The 18,667-nt window shown below is 67.8% G+C and carries 17 protein-coding genes; 9 read left to right on the forward strand and 8 right to left on the reverse strand.

Annotated features, from left to right (window positions below; genetic code table 11):
* Nucleotides 1–3: 3 nt before the first annotated feature.
* From ACJ4V0_RS14315 to ACJ4V0_RS14325, 3 genes are read right to left on the reverse strand one after another with little or no spacing between them, the layout of a single operon-like run.
* Nucleotides 4–2,856 carry a DUF4159 domain-containing protein gene (locus ACJ4V0_RS14315; RefSeq protein WP_448300266.1) on the reverse strand — a complete coding sequence of 951 codons (2,853 nt, stop codon included), beginning with the start codon at nt 2,854–2,856 and terminating at the stop codon, nt 4–6.
* On the reverse strand, nt 2,853–3,785 hold the full coding sequence (locus ACJ4V0_RS14320) for a DUF58 domain-containing protein (RefSeq protein ID WP_448300267.1): 933 nt from the start codon (nt 3,783–3,785) through the stop codon (nt 2,853–2,855). The genes ACJ4V0_RS14315 and ACJ4V0_RS14320 overlap by 4 nt, the downstream gene beginning before the upstream one ends.
* Nucleotides 3,786–3,792: 7 nt before the next feature.
* Nucleotides 3,793–4,794: an AAA family ATPase gene (locus ACJ4V0_RS14325; protein WP_448300268.1), complete on the reverse strand. Its 1,002-nt coding sequence runs from the start codon at nt 4,792–4,794 to the stop codon at nt 3,793–3,795.
* 152 nt (nt 4,795–4,946) lie between these two features.
* Here ACJ4V0_RS14325 and ACJ4V0_RS14330 point away from each other — a divergent pair, with 152 nt between their 5' ends.
* The 7 genes from ACJ4V0_RS14330 to ACJ4V0_RS14360 all read left to right on the forward strand — a co-directional run bounded on the left by ACJ4V0_RS14330 (nt 4,947) and on the right by ACJ4V0_RS14360 (nt 11,594).
* On the forward strand, nt 4,947–5,534 hold the full coding sequence (locus ACJ4V0_RS14330; RefSeq protein ID WP_448300269.1) for a DUF1285 domain-containing protein: 588 nt from the start codon (nt 4,947–4,949) through the stop codon (nt 5,532–5,534).
* A gap of 65 nt (nt 5,535–5,599) precedes the next feature.
* Entirely contained in the window at nt 5,600–6,193 is a 594-nt protein-coding gene (locus tag ACJ4V0_RS14335; RefSeq protein ID WP_448300423.1) for a CoA pyrophosphatase, read from the forward strand.
* The gene (locus ACJ4V0_RS14340) at nt 6,190–6,471 is read left to right on the forward strand and encodes a DUF6111 family protein (RefSeq protein ID WP_448300270.1); all 282 of its coding nucleotides are present in this window, start codon (nt 6,190–6,192) and stop codon (nt 6,469–6,471) included. Before ACJ4V0_RS14335 ends, ACJ4V0_RS14340 begins: the two co-directional genes overlap by 4 nt.
* Nucleotides 6,468–7,724, forward strand: a complete 1,257-nt coding sequence (locus ACJ4V0_RS14345) for a CCA tRNA nucleotidyltransferase (RefSeq protein WP_448300271.1) — start codon at nt 6,468–6,470, stop codon at nt 7,722–7,724. The genes ACJ4V0_RS14340 and ACJ4V0_RS14345 overlap by 4 nt, the downstream gene beginning before the upstream one ends.
* A 179-nt stretch (nt 7,725–7,903) precedes the next feature.
* The gene (locus ACJ4V0_RS14350; RefSeq protein ID WP_448300272.1) at nt 7,904–10,147 is read left to right on the forward strand and encodes a putative bifunctional diguanylate cyclase/phosphodiesterase; all 2,244 of its coding nucleotides are present in this window, start codon (nt 7,904–7,906) and stop codon (nt 10,145–10,147) included.
* 450 nt (nt 10,148–10,597) lie between these two features.
* Nucleotides 10,598–11,332, forward strand: coding sequence for an N-acyl amino acid synthase FeeM domain-containing protein (locus ACJ4V0_RS14355; RefSeq protein ID WP_448300273.1), 735 nt, complete (start codon nt 10,598–10,600; stop codon nt 11,330–11,332).
* 19 nt (nt 11,333–11,351) lie between these two features.
* A complete protein-coding gene (locus ACJ4V0_RS14360; protein WP_448300274.1) occupies nt 11,352–11,594 on the forward strand; it encodes a hypothetical protein in 243 nt (80 codons plus the stop codon).
* Nucleotides 11,595–11,601: 7 nt separating this feature from the next.
* Here the strand turns inward: ACJ4V0_RS14360 and ACJ4V0_RS14365 are convergent, their stop codons facing one another.
* The 5 genes from ACJ4V0_RS14365 to ACJ4V0_RS14385 all read right to left on the reverse strand — a co-directional run bounded on the left by ACJ4V0_RS14365 (nt 11,602) and on the right by ACJ4V0_RS14385 (nt 16,274).
* Nucleotides 11,602–11,841, reverse strand: coding sequence for a YodC family protein (locus tag ACJ4V0_RS14365; protein ID WP_448300275.1), 240 nt, complete (start codon nt 11,839–11,841; stop codon nt 11,602–11,604).
* 126 nt (nt 11,842–11,967) lie between these two features.
* On the reverse strand, nt 11,968–13,140 hold the full coding sequence (locus tag ACJ4V0_RS14370; protein WP_448300276.1) for a fumarylacetoacetate hydrolase family protein: 1,173 nt from the start codon (nt 13,138–13,140) through the stop codon (nt 11,968–11,970).
* Nucleotides 13,137–13,883, reverse strand: a complete 747-nt coding sequence (locus ACJ4V0_RS14375) for an SDR family oxidoreductase (RefSeq protein WP_448300277.1) — start codon at nt 13,881–13,883, stop codon at nt 13,137–13,139. Before ACJ4V0_RS14375 ends, ACJ4V0_RS14370 begins: the two co-directional genes overlap by 4 nt.
* A 96-nt stretch (nt 13,884–13,979) precedes the next feature.
* On the reverse strand, nt 13,980–15,458 hold the full coding sequence (locus ACJ4V0_RS14380) for an aldehyde dehydrogenase family protein (RefSeq protein ID WP_448300278.1): 1,479 nt from the start codon (nt 15,456–15,458) through the stop codon (nt 13,980–13,982).
* A 144-nt stretch (nt 15,459–15,602) separates the two neighbouring features.
* Nucleotides 15,603–16,274, reverse strand: a complete 672-nt coding sequence (locus tag ACJ4V0_RS14385) for a hypothetical protein (protein WP_448300279.1) — start codon at nt 16,272–16,274, stop codon at nt 15,603–15,605.
* 364 nt (nt 16,275–16,638) lie between these two features.
* Here ACJ4V0_RS14385 and ACJ4V0_RS14390 point away from each other — a divergent pair, with 364 nt between their 5' ends.
* Nucleotides 16,639–17,361, forward strand: coding sequence for an outer membrane protein (locus tag ACJ4V0_RS14390; protein ID WP_448300280.1), 723 nt, complete (start codon nt 16,639–16,641; stop codon nt 17,359–17,361).
* A gap of 269 nt (nt 17,362–17,630) precedes the next feature.
* Nucleotides 17,631–18,308, forward strand: a complete 678-nt coding sequence (locus ACJ4V0_RS14395; protein ID WP_448300281.1) for an outer membrane protein — start codon at nt 17,631–17,633, stop codon at nt 18,306–18,308.
* Nucleotides 18,309–18,667 lie beyond the last annotated feature (359 nt).

Raw genomic sequence — 18,667 nt, forward strand, 5'->3', positions numbered from 1 at the left:
CGCTCAGTTCCCCAGCCGTTCGAGCAGGGCCGGAACGTGGACCTGGTCCGTCTTGTAGTTGCCGGTGAGGGCATACATGACGAGGTTGACGCCGAAGCGGAACGACAGCTCGCGCTGGCGCGCCTCGCCCTGGACCGGCAGCGTCGGATTGCCCTGCCGGTCGATGGCCCAGGCGGCGGCGAGATCGTTCGACGTGATGATAATCGGCGAGACCGAATCCGAGGCGCGGGCGGGCCTGGCGGCCTCCTCCTCGGTGGCCGGCGGGATGGCCTCGACCCAGGTGACGCCCTCGGCGTAGCGTCCGGGGAATTCGCGCAGGATGAAGAAGGCGCGGGCCAGCACGTGGTCGCGCGGCACGGCCTCGAGTTCGGGGATGTCGAGGCCTGCGAGGATGCGGCGCAGCGTCGCCTGCGCCGGGCTCTGCTGGCCGGGGCGGGCGGTGAGCGCGTCGCGGGTGTCGAAGATCACCATGCCGCCCTGCTTCATGTAGGCGTCGAGCTTGAGCAGCGCTTGCGGCGAGGGCTCCTCGGCGCCGGCCACCACCGGCCAGTAGAGCAGGGGGAAGAAGGCGAGCTCGTCGCGGGCGATATCGACGCCCTGCGGCTGCGCCGGCTCCAGCGCCGTGCGGGCCGAGAGGAAGCGGGTCAGGCCCTCGAGCCCGGCGCGGCTGACGTCGTCGACGTCGCGCGCTCCGGTGACGACATAGGCGAGGCGCGTCGACTGGGTGGCGCGGATGGCCGCGTCGTCGGCGGCATTGCCGGTGGAGATGACCGGCCGGTCCTGGCTGCGCCGCGTCTGCGCGTCGGCCGTTCCGGGAGTGAGCGCCAGCCCGGCCATCGCTGCGAGCAGCAGGGCGGCCGCGGCGCCGCGTCGCCGGAAGGGCAGGCGGGCGAGGCCCCCGGCGATCAGGAAGACGATGAGGCCGTCGACGAGGAGCAGGATGAGCGCGGCAGCCACCAGGGGGGACCTCAGGTCGACGGGTTCACCCAGACGGTAGCGTTCGATCGTGGCGTTGAGAGGACCGAATTCGGCCGGCTTCAGGCGCTCCGCGGGTCCCAGCACGTTCACCGCGATGGTGCCTTCCTGCGGCCCGTAGAAACCGGGCGGGAAATCGAAGGTCGCGGGCTCGCGCCAGTCGGCGGCGATGGGCTTGGCGGTCGCCGGCGGCCGGACGAAGGCGCCGAAGCCGTCGAGCACGCGCGTCGGCGCGACGCGCTCGGTCGCACGTGGCTGTCCGGGCACCGCGGCGAGGCCCTCGGCCGCCGGCCGGCCGGCTGCCGACAGCCCGGCGATGCGCTTCAGCATGTCGACGAAGGCGCCGGAGATCGGCAGGTCCGACCAGGCGGTGTCGGCGGTGATGTGGAACAGGATCAGCAGGCCCTGGCCGCGTTTCTCGGCGGTGACCAGCGGCGTGCCGTCGGCGAGCTGCGCCCAGGTCTTGTCGGCGAGCAGCCCGTCCGGTTCGGCGAGGACCTGACGCCTGACGCGCACGTCGGCCGGCACGGGAATGTCGGCGAAGGGACTCTCCCGGCTGAAGGGGCTGAGCGCCTGCGGCGTTTCCCATGACAGGGCGCCGCCGAGCTGGCGGCCGCCCCGGCGCAGCCGGACCGGGACGAGGTCGTCGTTCTGCGCGCCTGCGAGGCGGGTGCCGGCGAAGCGCAGCAGGATGCCACCATTGTCGATGAAGCGGTTCAGCGCGTCGCGCGCCACCGGCGTGACGGTGCCGACGTCGGTCAGCACGATCATCGGCACGCGGCCCTCGATGAAGCGCACGATGGCTTCGGAGGGCGAAGCGCCCTCCACCGTGCGGATGTCGGCGAAGGGTTCGAGAGCGCGGCCGAGATAGTAGGTCGGCGAGAGCAGCGGCTGGGCCGTGTCGGCGGTGGCGCCGGAGACAACGCCGATGGTGCGCCGCGCCCAGCGGGCGTCGATCAACTGGACCGCGCCGGCCGAACGCTCCGACAGGATGTCCATCCGGGTGATCTCGTTGCGGATCTCGACCGGCAGCTCGAAGCGAACATCGGCCTCGTTCCTGCCGTCCTCGAAAGCGAAGGCCACTTCGCCGAGTGGCAGGCCGCGGCTGTCGAGCGCCCTGACGCGGCCGGCCATGGCGCGCCCGGCATCGGCGCGCAGCACCTTGGCGGAGAAGCCGCCGGCGCTGTTCGCAGCTCCCGTGAGGGCGAGCGGCGAGGCGGTGCCGCCGTTGAAGATGGTCATGGCGCGGCCGGTGACGAGCGGCGCCATGAGGTCGACGAAGGCCTTGCTACGGCCGGTGTCGACGCCGTCGGTGAGCCAGACGATCTCGGCCTCGGGCTGGGCCGTCAAGAACTTCTGGATCGCCGGCATGATCGCGGCGCGATCCGGCGTATGCGGCATCGGCTCGAGCGAACGCAGCCGCTCGCGGACTGAGGACGGGGTCTCCAGCGGAATATCGATGACCGGCCGCGCCATCGGCACCAGCGCGACGGCGCGACCGGCGCTCTCGGCCGAGGCGACGATGTCGGCAGCCACCCGCAGCCTCTGCTCGAAGGAGGCGGCCGAGGGCCAGCCGTCATCCAGCATCAGCAGGACCGGGCCACGCGATCCGGAGGTGGCGGCCGGCGGGTTCCACATCGGGCCGGCCATGGCGATGATGATGATGGCGGCCAGCAGCAGGCGCAGCAGGGTGAGCCACCACGGGCTGTTGGAGGGCGTCTCCTCCTTCGGCGCGATGTCCATCAGGATGCGCGTCGGCGGGAAGCGCACGCGGCGCGGCCGGGGCGGGACGAGCCGCAGGAGCCACCACAGCGCCGGCAGGGCGGCGAGCGCGAAGAGCACGAGGGGCGAGGCGAAGGCGAGGGGCAGGCCAAGCATCATGCGCCCCCGATCCTGGGGCCGATGTCGCGGGAGCCGGGTCCCATCCGCTGGTGCAGGGCGAGAATCGCGGTGGCCGGCGGGTTGTCGGTGCGGTGAATGCCGAAGCTCCAGCCGCGCCCGTCACATTCCTGGCGCAGCGCCGCACGGTGGGCCGTGAGCCGGGCGACATAATCGTCGCGCCAGGTCTCCGCGCGGCCTGCGGTGATCGTCAGCTTGTCCTCGAGTTCCTCAAACTCGATGCGGCCCTTGTAGGGGAAGGTCTCCTCGATGGGGTCGTTGATCTGCAGCACGTGGCCGCGCGACCCCGCCGAGGCGAGGCTCTTCAACTCCTCGCGGAACTCGTCGACCGGCACCAGGCAGTCGGACAGGATCACCACCTCCGACAGGCGCGACACCGGAGCCTTGGGCGGCAGGCTGGCATCGGCAAGATCGGGGGTCGCCAGCAGCGCCTCGGCCATGCGGTCGATGATGGCGCGGCTCGCCGTCGGCCGCATGATTCCGGGAATGCCGACCCGCTCGCCGCCGCGCACCATGATCTCGGCCAGGGCGAAGGCGAGGACGATGCAGCGGTCCCGCTTGGTCTCCCAGGCGAGCGGCGAGACGAACTGCATGGAGGCCGAGCAGTCGGGCCAGATCCACACCGTGTGGGCGGCCTCCCACTCCCGTTCGCGGACGTAGAGATGCTGGTCGCGGGCCGACCGGCGCCAGTCGACGCGGCTCGCCGGCTCGCCATCCGAGAAGCGGCGGAACTGCCAGAAATTCTCGCCCGAGCCGGCGCGGCGGCGGCCGTGCAGGCCATGGACCACGGTGGATGCGACGCGGCGCGCCTCCAGCACCAGCCGCGGCAGGGCGGCGGCCAGCTGCTCGCTGTCGCGCATCAGCCGTCTGGCCTGGTCCTCGCGACTCTCCGTCTGGGCGAGGTCGAACATGGCGCTCTCAGCCGATCGGCTTGACCAGGGACGCGATCACCGTCTCGACCGTCATGCCGTCGGCGCGGGCCGAGAAGGACAGCGCCATGCGGTGCTTCAGCACGGGTTCGGCGAGGACGACAACATCGTCGATGGAGGGGGCGAGCCGGCCATCGAGCAGGGCGCGGGCGCGAACCGCCAGCATCAGCGCCTGCGAGGCGCGCGGTCCCGGACCCCAGGCGATGGCATTGGCGAGATCCCCCTTGGCCGCGCCGGGCCTTGCCGAGCGCACCAGCGTCAGGATGGCGTCGACAACGGAATCGCCGACGGGCAACCGCCGCACCAGCCGCTGCGCCGCCTGGAGGTCTTCGGCGCTCAGCGCCTGTCGCGCATGGCTTTCCTGGGCTCCGGTCGTGTCGAACAGGATCTTCCGCTCGGCCTCCAGGTCGGGATAGTCGACGTCGATCTGCATCAGGAAGCGATCGAGCTGGGCCTCGGGCAGCGGATAGGTGCCCTCCTGCTCCAGCGGGTTCTGGGTGGCGAGGACGTGGAAGGGCTTCGGAAGCTCGTAGGTCTCGCCGGCCACCGTCACGTGATGCTCCTGCATCGACTGCAGCAGGGCGGACTGGGTGCGCGGCGAGGCGCGGTTGATCTCGTCGGCCATCAGGAGCTGGGCGAAGACCGGCCCCTTGACGAAGCGGAAGGCGCGCCGGCCGTCGGCGGCCTCCTCAAGGACCTCCGAGCCGAGAATGTCGGAAGGCATGAGATCCGGCGTGAACTGGATGCGGCGGGCGTCGAGCCCGAGGACCGTGCCCATGGTCTCGACCAGCTTGGTCTTGGCGAGGCCGGGAAGGCCGACCAGCAGGGCGTGTCCGCCCGACAGCACGGTGATGATCGCCTTGTCGATGACGGGCTGCTGGCCGAAGATCACGGTCGAGATGTTCGCCCGTGCCGACCGCACCTGGGCGGCCGTGGCTTCGGCGGCGCGAACGATCGCGTCTTCCATTCGTTCGGCTGTCTCGGCGGTCATGGGGACTCCCTTCGAGGCTGCGCGTTGCTTCGCAGTGCATCATGGCCCATGCGTTGCGACGCGGATAGTCGAGTCTTACGTTCGTCACAGGCATCGGCCCACCATCCGACCTTTTTTGGGCGGCCGGTTCACCGAAACGTGAGGCATGGAACGTGACTCAGGAAGCGACTGCGCCGGCAGGGCTGGACGGTATTGCGGCGCGGGTGAAATCGGCGGGCGGCGCGCCCGTCCACCTGTGGAACCCGCCCTATTGCGGCGATCTCGACATCCGGATCGCCGCGGACGGCACCTGGTACTACATGAAGTCGCCGATCGGCCGACTGCCGCTCGTGAAGCTGTTTTCCTCGGTTCTGAAGCGGGAAGAGGGCCGTTTTTTCCTCGTCACCCCCGTCGAGAAGATCGGCATCACCGTCGACGACGCGCCCTTCACGGCGGTCGAGATGCGGGTCGAGGGCGAGGGGCGGTCACGGCAGATCGCCTTCCGCACGCAGGTCGAGCAATGGGTCGATGTCGGTCCCGACCACCCCCTGCGGTTCGAAAAGGAGGCGGGCACCGACGGCGTCAAGCCCTATGTCCATGTCCGGCGCGACCTTTGGGCGCGGGTCTCTCGCGCGCTCTTTCACGATCTCGCGAGCCTTGGGGAAATCGCCGCGCAGGATGGCCGTGACTGGTTCGGGGTTTACGTGGCGGGCGTCTTCTACCCCATGGTCGCGGCATCCGAGATCGAGGGCCTGATGTGATTCCCGAGACGTCCGAACAGTTCAGCCTTGCCGTGACGCGCCGGCTCTCCCTCGAAGTGCCGAGCATGCGGCAGGAGATTTTCGGCCGCCGCGGGCGCACCTCTCCCGGCGACGAGGGCGATCACACGATCAACGAGGGGCTGCCGGCCAAGCCCGCCGCCGTGCTGGTGCCGGTGGTGGCCCGCGCGGAGCCGATGGTGCTTCTCACCCTGCGCTCCAGCGACATGCCCGACCATTCCGGCCAGATCGCCTTTCCCGGCGGCAAGATCGAGCCGGGCGACGCCACGCCGCTGGATGCCGCCCTGCGCGAGGCGGAAGAGGAGATCGGCCTTTCGCGCGCCCATGTGCGCCCGCTCGGCTATCTCCTGCCGTTCCTGTCGCGCACCGGCTACCTCATCACGCCGGTCGTCGGCCTGGTGTCGCCGCCGTTCGATCTGACGATCAATCCGCGCGAGGTGAGCGATGCCTTCGAAGTGCCGCTCGCCTTCCTCATGGACCCGCGCAACCACCAGAAGCAGTTTCGCGAGTTCAACGGCGAGCAGCGCCACTTCTACGCCATGCCGTTTGAGAACCGGTACATCTGGGGCATCACCGCGGGGATCATCCGCAACCTGTGGGAACGGCTGACGGATCACGAGATCGTCGAGGAGGTCGGATGAGGATTGCGATCAACCTGGCGCTCTTCGTTCTGCCTTTCGCGCTGTATTTCATCTGGCTGCACGTGAAGGAGAAGAGCCCGTTCCTGAAGGAGCACTGGGACCGCCAGCCCGTCATCTGGCTGGGGCTGTTCGGAATCGTGCTCGGAGGGGGCTATTTCCTCTATCACCTCGCCTATCAGGTTCGTGATCCCAACGTCGTCTACCGGCCGGCGCAGGTGGAGAACGGCGTCTATTCGCCGGCCCGCATGGAGCGCCGCGCTCCGCCGGACCCGCGATGACGCCCGTGCCGCCCCTGCCGCCCCTGCCGGACTGGCTGACCTCGGGTCCTGTTCCGCACCTGATCGCCCTCGTCGGTGTCGATGGCGACGAGGTGCGCCCGATCGGCGGCGCGGTGAGGAACTGGCTGCTGGGCCTGCCGCCCGGCGATGTCGATCTGGCGACGACCGCTGCTCCGGCCGTGGTCGCAGACCGGGCGCGGGCGGCCGGGCTGAAGGTGGTGCCGACCGGCATCGAACATGGCACGGTCACGGTCGTCGCGGAGGGCACGGGATACGAGATCACGACGCTCAGAGAGGACGTCGAGACCGACGGACGCCGGGCGGTCGTGCGCTTCGGCCACGACTGGCGGTCGGACGCCGAGCGGCGCGACTTCACCATCAACGCCATGAGCCTGTCGCGCGACGGGGAGCTGTTCGACTATTTCGGCGGCCGGCAGGATCTCGCCGCGCGCCGGGTCCGCTTCATCGGCGATGCGGCGGCGCGGATCCGCGAGGATCGTCTGCGCATCCTCCGGCTGTTCCGCTTCCACGCGATCTACGGCGCGGGCGAGGTGGACCGGGCGGCGCTCGCAGCCTGCATCGCGGAGCGGGAGGGGATTGCGGAGCTCTCGCGCGAGCGCCTGCGCGCGGAACTGATGAAGCTCGTGGTCGCCCCCGAAGCTGCCGAGACCCTGCAGGTCATGACAGATGCCGGATTGCTCGGGCCGATCCTCGGCGGTGTGCCGCTCTGCCGTGATCTTGGCCGCCTCGCCCGGATCGAGGCGGAGATGGGGCTGCCGGCCGAGCCGGCGCGGCGGCTGGGTGCGCTGGCGGTGCTCGTGCGCGAGGACGCACAGCGCCTGCGCGAGCGGCTCGCGCTCTCCAACGAGGAACTGCGCCGCGTCGACGGCATCGGTCACGGCTGGCATGGAATCGATCCCCTTGCCGGGCTGGTGGCCGCCAAAGGCGTTCTCTATGCGGTGGGCAAGCGCGGCTATCGCGACCGGGTGCTGGTGGCCTTCGCCCGGTCGGGAGCCGGGACCAGCGATGCGGACTGGCGCGACCTCGTCACGCTGCCCGACCGCTGGGCACCGCCATCCTTCCCCCTGACGGGGGATCATCTGACGCGGCGGGGGATCGCGCCGGGGCCGCAGATCGGGGCGATCCTCGCCGAGGTGAGGCGGCGGTGGATGGCGGCCGACTTTCCGACCTCGACACCTGTTCTGGCCGGTCTCGTGGACGCGGTCGTTGCTTCGCCGCCCCGCGCGACGTGACCAATTGTTTGCAACCATCTTCCTGCAATTAATTGATAGGCAAGTTTTTTTTGTTTGTCTCTGGTTGAGAGCGATCTGTTTTGGATCGCCGTCTGTGGTCCTTTGACGGCATGGCGCGTAACCAGGGGCGAAGCCCGAGCGACTCGAAGCGGGAGCTACCCACCGAGATCTACGTCTCGATGGTCGATGCCCTGTACGAGGACGTGCGCTCGCTGCTGCTCGGTGCCGCCGCCGCGCTCGCCGGCAGCGGCTACGTCGCCTATCTGACCAGGCATCCCCTGCTCATGGTCTTTCCCGTCGCCATGTTCCTGATCGCGGCGATCCGGACGGCGCGTATGAAACAGTACCAGCGGGTTCGCTCGCAGGTCGTGACCTACGAGCAGGCCCGTCACTGGGAATGGGAATACACTCTCGGCGCCAATGCGCTGGTCTTCACCATCGGCGTGTGGTGCTTCGCGACCTTTACCCTGTCGACAAGCATGGCTGCGCATCTCTTCTGCATCTCCGTGGCCCTGTCCTACATGGTCGGGGTCACCGGGCGGAATTTCGCCAACGGCCGGTTCGTCGACGACCAGATCGCCCTTCTCTGCACGCCGCTGGTCCTCGGCATGGTCATGACCGGGGTGTGGGACTATCTGATCCTCGCCTGCTTCGCGCTGCCCTTCTTCGGCAGCGTCAGGAACATCGCGCGGCGCCTGCGCGACATCCTCCTCAACGCCATCATCGCGCAGCGCGAAGTCTCGCTGCTGGCGGACCGGTTCGACACGGCGCTGAACAACATGCCGCATGGCCTCGCCATGTTCGACGCCGACGGCCGCCTCGTCGTCGTCAACCGGCGCTGGTTCGAGATCATGCCCATCGACGGCGACAGCATGGCCTCGGGCGCGCGCGCGGAAGCCATCGTCGCCGCCTATGTCGACCTGGACGTGATGAGCGAGCGCGATGCGGGGCGGGTGCTCGACGTGATCGGGCGGCGGGGGCAAGGCCTGTCGACGGAGCAGATGGAGCTTCAGGCCAATGACCGGAATGTCGACCTGACGTTCCAGCCGATGGAATCGGGTGGCCTCGTGGTGGCGATCGAGGACATCACCGAGAAGCGGCGCACGGAGGCCCGTCTGGCGCACATGGCCAGGCACGACGCGCTGACCGGCCTGCCGAACCGGCTGCTTTTCCAGGAAAGGCTGGACGCGGCCCTCGCGATGGTGGGCGGCGACGACCTTCTCGCGGTCCTGTTCGTGGATCTCGACAATTTCCAGCAGATCAACGATACGCTGAGCCACGCGACGGGCGATGCTGTCCTCGTGGAAGTCGCGGATCGCCTGCGCTTCGCGGTCGGCGACAACGACGTCGTGGCGCGCTTCAGCGCCGACGAGTTCGTGGTGCTTCAGAATGGGGGCCGGAATGTCAACGACGTGACGAGCCTCGCGACGCGGATCATCGAGTCCATTGCGGGGATCACGCAGGTCGACGACAAGGCGATCGTCTGCGGCGCGTCGATCGGCATCGCCCTGGCGCCGCGCGATGGCAGCGATTCCGACCAGTTGCTGAAGAGCGCCGACATGGCGCTCGGGCGCGCCAAGGCCGGCGGCAAGGGCATCCTTCATTTCTACGAAGAGGAAATGGACCGCCGGGCCCAGGCGCGCCGCGCCATCGAGATGGACCTGCGTCACGCACTCCAGAACGACGAACTCGCCGTCTATTTCCAGCCGCTGCTCAACCTCAAGACGCTGGCTATCACCACCTGCGAGGCGCTGGTGCGCTGGCCTCATCCCGTCAGGGGCATGGTGTCGCCCGCGGAGTTCATCCCGGTGGCCGAAGAGACGGGCCTGGTCATTGAACTGGGGCGCCAGGTCCTGCGCAAGGCTTGCCTCGCCTGCGCCGGCTGGCCGGACTCGGTGCGCGTCGCGGTCAATCTGTCATCCGTCCAGTTCGAGCGGGACGACGTGGTGAAGCTGGTCGGCGAGACGCTGAAGGCGACGGGTCTTGCTCCCGACCGCCTCGAACTCGAGATCACGGAAACCCTGCTGCTGCAGGATTCGGCCGCCATCCTCGATGTGCTTCATGAACTGCGCGCCATGGGCGTACGTCTGTCGCTCGATGATTTCGGCACCGGCTATTCCAGCCTGAGCTATCTGCACAAGTTCCCGCTGCACAAGGTGAAGATCGATCGTTCCTTCGTCCGCAACATCACCACCGACAAGAAATCCGCGAAGCTCCTGCGCGGTGTGACGCGGCTCGGGGCCGAACTGGGCCTGTCCGTTGTCGTCGAAGGCGTCGAGACACATGAGCAACTCAAGCTGATAGACGCGCCGGGCGTGGTCAGCGAGGTGCAGGGCTTCATTCTGAGCCCGGCCATTCCAAACGATCAGATACGGCTCATGATGGCGCGTTCCGGCAAGGATCTGCTGGCCCACGCGGCCTGAGACTTCCCAATACCTTCCCTAACGGCACACACATCTTTGTGAATGCCAGGCGCTGCCACAGGCCCGGGCCGATTTCCCATGGCCGCGACGGCGTCGGCCGGGGTCCAGGGACCATGGGTCGGCGGGAGAGGGTGGTCAGGCTGTCGAATATTTCAATCAAGAGTTGATCCGAGTCGTGCTTGTTCAATTCATGATAGAGAATATGCGCTCGAATGGGCCTTGCATCGCAATGTTTTCTGGATTGTCATATGCAAAACAACCATGGCAGGCGGCTCGCCAGTAATTGGCTCGCGCAGCGAGAGGTATCTCGGTAACGAGCACCGTATTTAACCAATTTTCACGAGTCGCGTTAACGATGATTTAACCACGTGCTTTCCATCCGTTAAAAAATCATTAACATCATCCCTACTGAGACGGACGAGTAGCGGCGTTCCTCGTGGGGCATTTCAGATGAATTCGGTTAACGTGGTCAGTTCTTTTGCCAGGAATGTTTCCGATCTCGTCGGCCGGATCGAATACCGGCGCGTCGTGTCTTCGGGAGACAGACAAGCGGTTTTCCGGCTTCGCTACGAATGCTATCTGCGTGAGGGAGCCATCACGGCGAATGAAACGGGTGCATTCGAAGACGACTTCGACAGCTCTCCGAATGTGTGGATCTTCGGCGTCTATCTCGACGGTATTCTTGCCAGCTCCATCCGTGTTCACATCGCGAGCCCGCAGCATCCGATCGCGCCGGCCCTGTCGGTCTTCGGTGACATCCTGGGAGCGCGGATCGCCCGTGGCGAGACCATCGTCGACCCGACCCGCTTCGTCGTCGATCAGGAGTTGTCGCGCCAGTATCCGGCTCTGGCCTATGCGACCGTCCGCATGGGCATGCTGGCCGCCGAATGGGCCGAGGCGGACTATGCGCTCGCGACGGTTCGCACCGAACACCGCGCCTTCTATCGCCGATTGCTCTTCATGGAGCCGGTCGGTGAACCCCGGATCTATCCGAGCCTGAAGAACCCGATCAATCTGATGGGGGTGTCCTTCCCGCTGATGCGGCAGAGGGTCTATGATCGCTATCCGTTCATGATGTCGACCCGCGCCGAGCAGGAGAGTCTCTTCGGTCCGCGCGTCGTCGAGCGGACGGCCGAGGAGAATGCACTGGCTCCGGTGGCGGGACGGACTGCCGCCGCGGCCTGAAACCCCGGAAGGGACGCCCATGCGATCGGGCAGCCGCAGGCCCTTCGATGCCTTTCGCCGCGCTCCGGGCGGCGAGGGCCGCACCACCGACAGCTGGAAGCGCGAGACCTTCGTGCTGCCGCGGGAGGCGGCACGGATCAAGGCGCGCGAGATCCTCGACCGGTTTCCCCGCGCCGCCTATCTGACCGAGGTCGAATTCTGGCGTGAACTGGAGGACGGACGCATCGAGTTCACGATGCGCCGTCTTCCGACATCAGACTGAACAGACCTCAGCCGGCCTCTTCCTCGTCTTCACCTTCGTCGGCAGAGGCTTCTTCGTCCTCGCCCTCCTCCTCGTCTTCTTCGTCGAGTTCCACCGCCTCGAGGGCGATGATCGGGATCGTCTCGCGAAAGAGGTCGCCCTCCTCACCGAGCCAGATGCAGTTGGCGTCCTCGGCATCGACCGAGGCGATGGTCAGGGCCTGTCCGCCCGATTTCAGGGTGACGATGTCGCCGGCACGAAAGGTCATGGGAGCCTCCTTTGAGTACCGGGAGAGGCTAGCCAGGACCCGTGACGCGCCGATCACAGGCAGATGTCAGCGGACCGAAGCGACCGGGGCGGCACGGCTGCCGCCCCGGCGGGTGTCGGAACGTGGTCAGCCGCGCCGCGCTGCGAGGCTCGCTATCAGGGCGCGGATTCCCTCCGTCCATGGCGGGCATTCGGTCGACAGGCGGACGCGGTTCGTCAGGCTTCCGAGGCTGTCGCTGGCGATGGTGACGATGTCGCCGAGCTTGTGGGTGAAGCCCTTGCCCTTGTCGCCGCGGTCCTGGATCGGTGCGAACAGCGTGCCGCAATAGAGGACGAGGCCGTCCGGATACTGGTGGTGCGGGCCGATCGCCTGACGGGCGAGGTCCTCGACATCGCGGGAGATGGCCGCCATGTCGCTCCTGCCGTCGAGCACGAAGCCGTCCTCGCCGGTCACCTTCAGCGACACCTTCATTCTCCTGACGGCGTCTATGCCGAAGGTCGCGTCGAAGAGGCGCACGAACGGTCCGAGCGCGGCCGAGGCGTTGTTGTCCTTGGCCTTGCCGAGGAGAAGGGCCGAGCGGCCTTCGACGTCGCGCAGGTTGACGTCGTTGCCGAGGGTCGCCCCGACGATGCGACCGGCCGAGGAGATGACCAGCACCACCTCGGGCTCCGGGTTATTCCATGTCGAGATCGGGTGGATGCCGACATCGGCCCCGGTGCCCACCGAGGAGAGGACGGGCGCCTTGGTGAAAATCTCGGCGTCGGGTCCGATGCCGACCTCGAGGTACTGCGACCAGAGTCCCCGCTCCTGCAGGTGCTTCTTCAGCGCGGCAGCCTCCGGCGAGCCGGGCTTCAGGCCCTTCAGTTCGCCGCCGATGATGGCGCCGATCTCGCCGCGGATGGCGGAGGCGCGCTCCGGCACGCCCTTGGCCTGTTCCTCGATGACCCGCTCCACCATGGAGAGAGCAAAGGTGACGCCGGCCGCCTTCACTGCCTGCAGGTCGATGGGGGACAGGAAGAAGGGCCTTGACGCGTCACGGCCATCCGGCGGGGTATTGGCCAGGATCGCGTCGAGGTCGCCGACATGCTCTCCCCTCACACCCGCGAGAGAGGTTGCGGGCTCGGCGGTGTCGAACAGGTCGGAGGTCGTCGGGAAGGCCGCCGTGACGTCGAAGACGCCATCGGTGCGGATGACGACGACCGATGGGCCAAGGTCCGGCCTGAAGACGCGGCCGACCAGCGTGCCCGCGGTGCCGTCGGCCGGCAGGGTGGAAGCGGAGGCGAGGGCGATGGCGGTCATATGCAGCGCCCTCCATCCACTTCCAGCACCACGCCCGTGAGGAAATCGCCGGGGTCGGCCGCCAGGAACAGCGCCGCGTCGGCGATGTCCTTCGGTGTCGAGAGGCGACCCATGGGAATGGAGGCGATGAACTTCTTGCGCATCTCCGGGGTGTCCTCGCCCATGAAGGTGCCCAGCAGCGGCGTGTCGCCCGCGACGGGCGCGAGCGCGCAGACGCGGATCCGGTCGGGAGCGAGTTCAACGGCCATGGACTTGGTGAGCAGGTTCACCGCGCCTTTGGAGGCGTTGTACCAGGCAAGGCCGGGGCGCGGCCGGATGCCGGCGGTGGAGCCGACATTGATGATGGCGCCGCCGCCGTTCGTCCGCATGACCGGGACGACCGCGTGGGCGAAGTGGAAGATCGACTTCACGTTGACGTCGAAGACGCGGTCGAAGGTCTCCTCGTCGACCTCCAGCATCGGGCGGTTGCGGTGCGAGGTGCCGGCGTTGTTGATGAGCACGTCGACAGTCCCGAAGCGCTCGACGGTCTTTGCCACTGCGCGCTGCACGTCCTTGGCCTTGGAGACGTCGCACTTCATGCCGAAGGCCTTGCGGCCGAAGGGCTTGGCGGCAGCCTTCGCGCCTTCCTCGTTGAGGTCGAGGACGACGACCTTCGCGCCCTCCCTGGCGAAGGTCTCGACGATGCCGAGGCCGAAGCCCTGTGCGCCGCCGGTGACGATGGCGACCTTGTCCTTGAGACGCATGGTTTCCCCCTGATGCGCGGATGTTTGTTGGTTCAGTTCCATCGCATTTTCGTCACGCGAACCGGTATCCACTTCGCCTGAAAATGCGTTCGGCACTCAGCCGTGGTTGATGACGACGGTCTTGGAGGCGGAGAATTCGTAGAGCGCCTCGAAGCCCTTCTCGCGGCCGTGGCCGGATTTCTTGACGCCGCCGAAGGGCAGCTCGATGCCGCCGCCGGCGCCGTAGCCGTTGACGAAGACCTGGCCGCAACGCATGGCGCGGGCGACCCGCATCGAGCGCTTGGCATCGCGGCTCCAGACGCCGGCGACGAGGCCGAAGTCGGTGCCGTTGGCGAGGCGGATGGCGTCATCCTCGTCGTCGAAGGGAATGGCCGAGAGGACGGGGCCGAAGACCTCGTCGCAGGCGAGGCGGTTCGACCGCGGCACGGGGCCGAAGAGGGTCGGCGAGACATAGTAGCCGTTGGGCGGCAGGTTCGGCGCAAGCTGCCCTTCCGCAAGCACCGGGATGCCATCGGCGCGGGCGCGGGCGACGAAGTCCTCGACCCGCTTCTTCTGGCCGGGGGTGATCATCGGGCCGCAGTCGAGGTCCATGTCCCAGGCGCCGACGCGCACGGTCCGGAAGCGCTCGGCGACCCGCTCGACCAGTTCGTCATAGGCGGCGCGCTCGACCAGCATGCGCGAGCCGGCCGAGCAGGTCTGGCCGCCGTTCTGGATGATGGCGTTGACGAGGGAGGGCACCGCCGCGTCGAAATCGGCGTCGGCGAACACCACCTGCGGCGACTTGCCGCCGAGCTCCAGCGTGCAGCCGATGTGGTTCTTCGCCGCCGCCGACTGGATCAGCGTGCCGACCTCCGGCGAACCGGTGAAGGAGATGAAGTCGATGCCGCGATGGGAGGAGAGCGCCGCGCCCGCCTCCTCGCCGAGGCCGGTGACGAGGTTGAGCACACCGGGGGGGAAGCCGACCTCCAGCGCCAGTTCGCAGATGCGGATGAGTGACAGGCAGGCATCCTCTGCCGGCTTCACCACGCAGGTGTTGCCGCAGGCGAGCGAGGCCGCGACCGAACGGCCGAAGATCTGCGCCGGATAGTTCCACGGCACGATATGGCCGGTGACGCCGTGCGGGTCGCGCACCACGGCCACCGTGTAGCCGTTGAGGAAGGGGATGGTCTCGCCGTGCACCTTGTCGGCGGCGGTGCCGTAGAACTCGAAATAACGGGCCGCGGCTGTGATGTCGGCCTTGCCCTGGCGGGCCGGCTTGCCGGTGTCGATGCCCTCGAGGAAGGACAGTTCGTCGTGGTTGGCGAGGATGGCCTCACCGAGCTTGCAGAGGAGGCGTCCGCGCTCTGTTGCAGTCATGCGGCCCCAGGGACCCTCCTCGAAGGCCTTGCGGGCAGCGGAGACCGCCCGATCGATGTCCTCGGCTCCGGAGCGCGGCATATGGGTGAGGATCGCGCCGTCCGACGGGCCGATGACGTCGAGCGTCGCGCCACTCAGCGCCACGGTGGACCTGCCGTCGACGACGTTGAGGAAGGTGTGGGCGATGCCGCGCGGGGCAGCGGTGGTGGCGGTGCTCATGGTCTTCCCTTGGTCGGGCGGTTCTCGGCCTCGGGCCGCGGCAAATCGGGCGCGCACGCTAGCCCCAGACGGCCATCCTCCGAAAGGGGGGACCCGCATGGGAGCCCTTCCGCATGGCGATACGGGAGGGCCGGTGGAGCGGCGTCAGAAGCGCGTGGCGAGATGGGCGAAGGCGATGACGCCGCCGATCCCGACGCCAATGCCGAGCAGGAACAGCACGAAGGCGCCGATGCCGGAGAAGCGGACGCCTCCGCGCGGCGGCGACGCGGCCATCGCGGGCAGGGGGGCGGGAGCGGACGTCGCGACTGATTGCGGCTGCGAAGGCACCTCCGCGGCCGGGGGAACACCGGCGACGGTGAAGACCGGCGGCAGGTCGGCCCGGGGCAGGGCAGTCGCGGGTTCGGTCGCGGCCGGCGGCAGCGCCAGGAGCCGCTCGCGCTCGATCAGCCGGCGGGCGACATAGGCGGTGACGCGATCGGCGACCGCGCCGGCGTCGTCGCTCTCGATCATCACGCGCCGGCCGTTGCGGGTGTCCTGCAGGAAGCGGTAGGTGCGCCGGTCGCGCCCGACCTCGACGAAGGCGATCATGTCGATCCACAGCCGCGGCGTCGCGCCCGGCGTGATCCCCACGTCGAACAGGTCGAGCCCCTGCGGCACCTCGGCGAGAACCGGCTTCAGCCGGTCGTGCAGCATCTCGAGGCGCGCCAGATCAGCCTCGCGCAGGGCGACGACCACGCCGGTGCGCTCGGCCTCGTCGATGCGGATGGCGCGCATGGCGTCTGTCAGCGGCCGCGGCGCCTTGCCGGCATTGTCCATGGTTCGATCCTCGACAGGGCCGCCGCCCGCGGCCTCATGGTGAAGGCATCGTAAATGGAATGGCCCCCAAGCCCAAGCGGAGTCATCCGCCGAGCGATTTCTTGTGCACGGTTTTTGACACAACGTTCAGGTGCCCTGATCATCGGGTCGTTCGAAGACCGGCCCGAGAGGCATGACGTGACGCAGGAGAGTGTTCGTACTGCAACACCTTGCCGCCAACTGGCGTTCCGCTGGGCAAAATCGCTGCTGGAAACATGCCGATACATTGCGTCTGACGCAGAGTCGTGCGCAACGTGTCCGGGAATTCAATCAGCGACGCGTCGAACGGAGTCTTGCTCGCCGCGTAGCAATCAGGATGGTCCCCATGAAGAAGCTGCTTCTCGCCACCACCGCCCTCGTGGCCTTCGCCGCCGGTGCCCATGCCGCCGACCTCGGCTCGCCGCGCATGCCGATTGCTGCGGCTGTCGTCGCGCCGGCCTATAACTGGACCGGCTTCTTCGTCGGCGCTCAGGTCGGCTACGAGTGGGCGCGATTCGCCCGTGTCACCTCCGGCGGCTTCGCCAATGCCTACAACGGTAGCGGGCTGATGGGCGGTCTCCATGCCGGCTATAACTGGCAGGGTGCGTCGCCTCTCGTCGTCGGTGTGATCGCCGACATCGAGGCGGCCGGTGTCAGCGGCAACGACGCGGGCGTCGGCGGCACGTTCGATCGCGGCCGGATCAACTGGCAGGGCTCGCTGCGTGCCCGTCTGGGCTTCGCCGCGGACCGGGCTCTGTTCTACGCCACGGGCGGTCTGGCGTTCGGCGGCCTGTCCTTCACGAACGACGTGGGCGCCCTGGCCAACACGTTCAGCCAGACCCGTGTGGGTTGGACCGCGGGCGCAGGCATCGAATATGCCGTCAATCCCAACTGGTCGGTCGGCCTCGAGTATCGCTACACGGATTTCGGCCGCACCTCGTCACCCGGCTTCCCGGCCGCTCTCCCCAACGGCAATGCCGGTTTCCGGACCACGACGACTTCGCACGCGGTCCGCGCTACCCTGTCCTATCACTTCGTGACCGGTGGCCCGGTCGTCGCGCGCTACTGATCCCGACGCTCAAACGTCGGAGGGACGAACGGGCCGCCTTCGGGCGGCCCGTTTGCGTTCAACGGCGGCGATGTCTCTGGGGAAGCCAAGTATCGACCCTGATGGCGATCCGTGTCCTCTGGGTCACATCCTGTATCGGAATCAGCATATCATGGTCGGGCGAGGGGCGCCGAGTCCGTGAATCACTTCCGCCTTACGCAGAGTCATGCGCAGTCATTGGTTGTGAATGCGCATGTGTCGTTTATCCCGACCGCCCCGAAAGGCTCCCCATGAAAAAGCTCCTCCTCGCCGTTGTCGCTGCTGTGACCCTCGGCACGGGTGCCAAGGCGGCCGATCTCGGTTCGCCGCGCATGCCAATCGCGGCGGCTGTCGTGGCTCAGGCCTTCCCGTGGTCGGGCTTCTATCTCGGCGCCCATGTCGGGTATGGCTTCGGCAACTCCCGCTTCGTCAACGGCATTGCGTTTCCGACGTCGGTGAACGGTCCGCTCGTCGGTGGCCAGATCGGCTTCAACTACCAGATCAACCAGATCGTCCTCGGAGCCGAGGCGGATCTCGCCTTCGCGGCGATCACCGGTCGCGCCAGCAACGTTCCCGCAATCTCGCACCGCACCAGCATGCTCGGGTCGCTTCGCGTCCGCGGCGGCTTTGCCGTTGACCGGGCCCTGTTCTATGTGGCGGGCGGTATGGGTTTCCAGGGCGCTTCGACGAACCAGAACCCCGGCCCGGCCGAAAGGTATAACCGCACCGGATGGACGGTCGGCGCGGGCATTGAATACGCCATGACCCCGAACTGGACGGTCAAGGCCGAGTATTCCTACTACAATTTCGGCACCCGGACCCTCGGCCCCACCTACGTTGGCACGGTTCGATCGGATGTCCACACCGTGAAGCTCGGCGTGAACTACCTCTTCTCGACCGGCCCGTCGGCCGTCGTCGCGCGCTACTGATATCTGACGCTCTTCGCGTCAGGACTACCCACGGGCCGCCTTCGGGCGGCCCGTTTGCGTTCGAGTCGGCTGACGGAGGGAAAGTCGGGCATTGGCGGTGTCGCTGGCCACCGCGGACACCCGATCGTCATCGCGCGGTCGCCCACGCAAACCTCTACGCCGGGATGCGACATGGCTCGTCGCCAAGCGTGCTCTTCGAGCAACAGTTGGTGGCGGTCTCGAGGTCCAGGCGAGACATCACGCCGAAGCGCGCCTCTCAGGACTTGTGCCTTCCGCAGAGTCATGACTTTGGTTTCGTCGCGAAATCATTCAACGTGGATCGCCGGGCACGAACCTGGGTCCTGTTGCCCCAAGGGACG

The organism is Phreatobacter aquiterrae (genome assembly GCF_053471285.1).

What these genes read in the sequence shown, in the direction of transcription:
- ACJ4V0_RS14315 (WP_448300266.1), bottom strand. Translation starts at nt 2,856, where the DNA reads ATGATGCTTGGCCTGCCCCTCGCCTTCGCCTCGCCCCTCGTGCTCTTC.
- ACJ4V0_RS14320 (WP_448300267.1), bottom strand. Translation starts at nt 3,785, where the DNA reads ATGTTCGACCTCGCCCAGACGGAGAGTCGCGAGGACCAGGCCAGACGG.
- ACJ4V0_RS14325 (WP_448300268.1), bottom strand. Translation starts at nt 4,794, where the DNA reads ATGACCGCCGAGACAGCCGAACGAATGGAAGACGCGATCGTTCGCGCC.
- ACJ4V0_RS14335 (WP_448300423.1), top strand. Translation starts at nt 5,600, where the DNA reads ATGCGGCAGGAGATTTTCGGCCGCCGCGGGCGCACCTCTCCCGGCGAC.
- ACJ4V0_RS14340 (WP_448300270.1), top strand. Translation starts at nt 6,190, where the DNA reads ATGAGGATTGCGATCAACCTGGCGCTCTTCGTTCTGCCTTTCGCGCTG.
- ACJ4V0_RS14345 (WP_448300271.1), top strand. Translation starts at nt 6,468, where the DNA reads ATGACGCCCGTGCCGCCCCTGCCGCCCCTGCCGGACTGGCTGACCTCG.
- ACJ4V0_RS14350 (WP_448300272.1), top strand. Translation starts at nt 7,904, where the DNA reads ATGGTCGATGCCCTGTACGAGGACGTGCGCTCGCTGCTGCTCGGTGCC.
- ACJ4V0_RS14355 (WP_448300273.1), top strand. Translation starts at nt 10,598, where the DNA reads ATGAATTCGGTTAACGTGGTCAGTTCTTTTGCCAGGAATGTTTCCGAT.
- ACJ4V0_RS14360 (WP_448300274.1), top strand. Translation starts at nt 11,352, where the DNA reads ATGCGATCGGGCAGCCGCAGGCCCTTCGATGCCTTTCGCCGCGCTCCG.
- ACJ4V0_RS14365 (WP_448300275.1), bottom strand. Translation starts at nt 11,841, where the DNA reads ATGACCTTTCGTGCCGGCGACATCGTCACCCTGAAATCGGGCGGACAG.
- ACJ4V0_RS14370 (WP_448300276.1), bottom strand. Translation starts at nt 13,140, where the DNA reads ATGACCGCCATCGCCCTCGCCTCCGCTTCCACCCTGCCGGCCGACGGC.
- ACJ4V0_RS14375 (WP_448300277.1), bottom strand. Translation starts at nt 13,883, where the DNA reads ATGCGTCTCAAGGACAAGGTCGCCATCGTCACCGGCGGCGCACAGGGC.
- ACJ4V0_RS14380 (WP_448300278.1), bottom strand. Translation starts at nt 15,458, where the DNA reads ATGAGCACCGCCACCACCGCTGCCCCGCGCGGCATCGCCCACACCTTC.
- ACJ4V0_RS14385 (WP_448300279.1), bottom strand. Translation starts at nt 16,274, where the DNA reads ATGGACAATGCCGGCAAGGCGCCGCGGCCGCTGACAGACGCCATGCGC.
- ACJ4V0_RS14390 (WP_448300280.1), top strand. Translation starts at nt 16,639, where the DNA reads ATGAAGAAGCTGCTTCTCGCCACCACCGCCCTCGTGGCCTTCGCCGCC.
- ACJ4V0_RS14395 (WP_448300281.1), top strand. Translation starts at nt 17,631, where the DNA reads ATGAAAAAGCTCCTCCTCGCCGTTGTCGCTGCTGTGACCCTCGGCACG.